Genomic DNA, 4,821 nt, shown 5'->3' with positions numbered 1-4,821 from the left:
TTTGAGAACACCGTCTTCACCATTTAAAACCAGAGCAACTTGCCCCAATGACGGATCATAGCTTTCTGCCACAAGCGTAAAACTGTCACTGGCTAAAAGCTGACCGGAATTGGCTAAAGACCCAAGCTTCGCATCAACAACACCGCCCACCATAATACCGGAATTGCTTAAAACATCATGGCTGTTGAGAGTAAGTACCCCGCCTTGCGCTTCCACAAGCCCAGCTTGGGTGAGTGTGCCTGCCTTCAGCGTTACATCATAGGCGCCAACCTCACTTGTCTCGCCCATTGTCAATATGCCATCACTGGAAAGCTCTATCCGCTTTTTAGAGACAATGCGCCCCGTTTGGTTCAGAGTGTTTTGCGCATGCAAAGCAATAGTATCATTGCTTTCTATCGTGCCACTATTGGTTAAATCACCATGGCTGGTCAGTTGAAGGTCACCACGCTCAATCTCTATGTGCCCTGCTTGGATCACACTATCAGCAACAATATTAACTGCCCCTTGCGTAGAAATAAGACCATCAACATTCTCAAAACTGCCCACATCAATGCGCAAACCATCCCGCGCTAAAACATGCGCACCTTCATCATGTGTAGCGTTTTGTTGCTCTGAATTTGTCGCTTCAGCGCTTTTATTGACAAAAGACGTTGCAACAATCTTCATCTCACCGGCTAAAGCACTGAGAAGACCAGCCTCATTGTTTATATGACCAGCACGTGTCTCTTTCAGCCCACCAATGGTGAGAGCCTCTTCTGCAATAATTCTGCCCTGTGTGTTGGTCAGATTACCATCACTGAATAGATCCATAGATTTTTTGGCGTAAATCAGCCCACTATTGCTGACATTCCCTGCCACATTGAGGGCAACATTCTCACCACTAGAGCCAAGCACACCGGCATTGTCTAATTGCCCTGCGATCAAAACCAAAACGCCGCCACTTTGAAGAACCCCTTCGGATGTATTATTCAGAAAGGCTTGTTGCGGATCGGCGCCTTCTTGTGCGCTTACCATCAAATGCAAATCATCGGTTGCAATAAACGTCCCTTGATTGGTAAATGCACCAATATGAGCATCGACACTCTCACCGCGCATTGTGCCGCTATTGATAACCCCATCACGCACTTGAAGGGTTAATGCTCCTTCTTGGGCTTCCACAGTCCCTGCTTGGGTTAAAGCATCAGCACTTAAAACCACATCATAACTTAAAATCGTGCTCTCTTGAGAGGTTGTGAGCATGCCCCCCGCTGTCAAGGCAACCTGCTGCATGCTGACAATATCACCCGTGTGATTGAGGGCACCATGGGCATCCAGCGTTATCTTCCCATTAGACCAGACAGTGCCTTCTTGGATCAGGGCACCGTGATGCGCATAAAGGTCAATTTTTTGCTCTGCCACTAAGCGCGCGCGTGATGTAAGCTCTGCTGCTTCCACCAAAAGAGAACCGCCGGCGCTATAATGTCCAGCGCCTACAGTGAGCCCATCATCGGCGCTCAAGACAATATTCCCCTTGGCACCAATATGGTTGTTTAAAGCGGTGATTTGATTGGTTTTAATGGTCAGATCGCCAAGGGAAGAAACCCCTGTTTGATCATTGTCTTGCATGCGGCTCAGATCAATTGTTGCTGCTTGGATCTCTAAAAGATCACCGGCGGCTATCCGCCCATTCCCCGCCTCAAGCTTTGCTGCCTGTAAATGCAAAGAACCCGTCGCTGACTGTTGACCATCACTCCCAATACCGCTTGCTAGAAGAGCATGAGACTGGAGCTTGATCAAATCGGCGTGCACATCAACAGTACCGCTCGCTGCAACGCGAGCTTGCTCAGCCAGTTCAACATGTTTCAAAGCCTTCAGCTCAACCGCTTCTTCTGAAAAAAGCAGATCTTTCACATGCACACTGTCGTGGTGAGAACGCGCTTTTACTGCTCCTTTGGCACGTGCTTTGGCAATTACCAGCTTGCCATCACTTGTCAATCTCATGGCGCCTGCATTGGCAACCATGTCTCCTCGCATCTTAACGCCCGCACCTTTATCATTGGCAATCACGCGGATCTGCCCCGCATACATTCCACCAAACTCACTGGAATCAATCGCCAATTCCGGCTCTTTGCCATCAGAACCAAGAGAAGTTGCTTCGCGTTTGTCATAATCAAAATGATTGCGCCCCGCGATAACAGCCAAATCTCCTTTGACCTGTATGGGACCCCCGATACTGATCTTGCGCGAAACAAGATCAAAAATATCTAATGCACCCCCATCAGCCCCACGAGAGCCTATGGTGATATCACCACCCTCAACACGCAACGCACTCAAAGCGCCATCGGCTCCAATAATCGGTTGTCCAGTCGATAAAGTCACCCGTGGTGTATTAATAAAGCCACAACCGTTACAGGTAATCCCATTGGGGTTGGCGATAATAACATCCGCCATATGCCCATGTACTTCGCTCACGCCTTCAAGACGCGAGCGATTGGCACTCACCACTTCATTGAGGATAACCTTTGCTGCACCGCTATAACGCAAATTGCCATTGCCAAGCACCAATCCCCCAAGCTGTGAACGCGAAACCTCCTCAGTCGAATTGTTCAAAATCACGCCATGAGTATCAACATTGAAACTGTCATATTTGTTATGAGAAAGACCCTGTCCATTGGGGCGCACAATATCAATCAGCGGCACATCATTGCCGGCTTTCCCCACCGTGGGGCGGAAAACAGAGCCAACCCCATCAGCTGCTTTAATCCCTTGGCTCTCTTGTGCAACGGGACTTCGCGCTCCAAGCGCTTGTGCTTGCAACAACAAAGGCTGAAAAGCTAAGCAAAAACTTAAAACAAGTGAAAGCCCCTTATGGATTCCTCGCTGCAAAACACAAAAAACGCGCTTTCCTCGCTTGTATCCATATCCCAATCTATGCTTTTGATCTTTCAATCCCCGCATCTTCAGCTCCTCAGAAAATTCTTTATCTCTTAAAAAAAACAACCCATATGGGTATAAACAGCGCAGCGATATTTTTTACCGCCCCTTTGCTCTAAAATCTCAATAATGCCCGCACTTGAAATAACCCTGTTGCATTCCCCTGTTCTCGCACTGTCGATTGGGTTAAAATATTCGAATAAGATACATCAATATCCGTAATGTCTCCGGTTGCATGGAAACCAAGAGTTGCCCCAACGAGGCTCCCGCCAAAACTATTTTTGTTTACATCATTGGCCACGGCCCCCAGATCAAGCGCCATATAAGGGGCAAATTGGCTCATAAATTTACGCCCCATTCTCGAAGAAAAGCCTGGCAACAACAGCGACAATTCATTGCGCCAAAACGCCCCATTATTGCCGTAATAAATCGCCTCACGCACCCCGCGCACAGAGGAACTACCACCAAGCGATATTTGCTCTGAACTAAACAACGTGTCGGGTGATAATTGTCCTGAAAACAGCGTGTTATAGCGAAAGTTATATTGTTTGAGCGAAAAAGGACGCACGTAGCCTAGGGAAAAAGACAATTTGGAAAATTGCCCTTTGGGTGAATTTTTTGTTGCATTCTCTTGCTCTTTATCGTCATAAGCGCCAAGAATTGCCAACCCTTTATGAAACCCTATATGCGCGCTTAATTCTCCTCCAAGCCACTTGCGCGAATGATCAAGCTCAAAGGTTGCAATAGCTAGTTTACGGCTGGAAACATCAACCCGACTGCCCATAATAAAATTATCAGAATATTTCCATGTCAACCGTCCTGTAACCCAGGTCTTTCCCTCTTGATCACGGTCGATAACCCGTGAAATCCACGGTGTAAGCGATAAAGACTTACCCGCTGTCATAATATCGGAAAATATTCCCTTAACACTCGAATGATATTGGCTCCACGTCCCATCAAAACCTGTTGTCCAAGTGCCATAGGGTAGAGAAAATGATCCCGTTAGAGTATCACTATTGGGACGCTTGTGAGAAAAATGATACGGACTACCATCCATGGAGCGCTGATAGCTAAACGACCATTGATCATTGATCCCCAACAGATCATCAAAAGAAAGGCTCAAGCGCGTTTGATAAAGCCCTGTTGCTTTAGCGCCAAGATTATCGCTGGAAAGCGTAATAAGCCAAGGTTTCTGTTTTTCAATATGAACATCGAGTATCGAACCACCCGAATTGCACCCCGCACCAAGATTAATGGTGGCTTGGCGTGAGAAAAGCCGATTGATTTGATCAAGCCCTTGCTCTATCTGGCGCAGATTGGTCGGCTTTCCAATAAGGTTTGGAAAAGCCGTGGTGATTTCTCCTTGAAGTCTCCTCTCAACTTTATGCCCATCAAGGGTAATATCTTCCATCACACCTTCAACTACAACAATCTTGAGATGACCGCCGCTTAAATCTTGCTCAGGCAAATAAGCCCGCACCGCAATATAGCCGCGCTTCATATAAAGCTTGGTCACCGCTTTGAGCACTTTGTTGATTTCGGCAATCCCCAAACACCGCCCTTCCCAAAGAGAAATGGCTCCATGAAGGTCGGTGTGAGAAATCAACTGAGCACCAACAAATTCAATGCTTTTGATCAGCAAACAGGTTGTACTAGGCGAAGCACCATAGGCAGATGTGGTATCATCGTCTGGCCAAAATATCCCATGTGTTTCGTTTCTACGGTGCAATCGTTGAAAACGCTGTTCTTGCGTTTGTTGTCGTTGGATGCTCTCTGATTGATTAATCGCTTTCTCACGAATGTTTTCGGCAAAACTCGGCAACGAGAAAAGGCACAAAATAGCCGCAAAAACAAAAGTGAAAAAAAATCTATGCATTCATTGTGCCCTCAAAATGAGCAACAAAATGA

Annotated in this window: 2 protein-coding genes; both read right to left on the bottom strand. The window is 46.9% G+C overall.

The window, feature by feature from the left end:
• The coding region (locus tag ACFILT_RS09330) for a filamentous hemagglutinin N-terminal domain-containing protein (protein ID WP_375679979.1) at nt 1–2,937 on the bottom strand (2,937 nt) is incomplete at its 3' end.
• A 91-nt stretch (nt 2,938–3,028) separates the two neighbouring features.
• Nucleotides 3,029–4,789, bottom strand: a complete 1,761-nt coding sequence (locus tag ACFILT_RS09325; protein ID WP_375679978.1) for a ShlB/FhaC/HecB family hemolysin secretion/activation protein — start codon at nt 4,787–4,789, stop codon at nt 3,029–3,031.
• Nucleotides 4,790–4,821 lie beyond the last annotated feature (32 nt).

Origin of the sequence: Bartonella sp. AP7XZML (genome assembly GCF_042195745.1) — a bacterium.
Lineage (GTDB): Bacteria > Pseudomonadota > Alphaproteobacteria > Rhizobiales > Rhizobiaceae > Bartonella.
The sequence above is the reverse complement of the archived record's forward strand: the minus strand, read 5'-3'. Positions and strand labels throughout refer to the sequence as shown.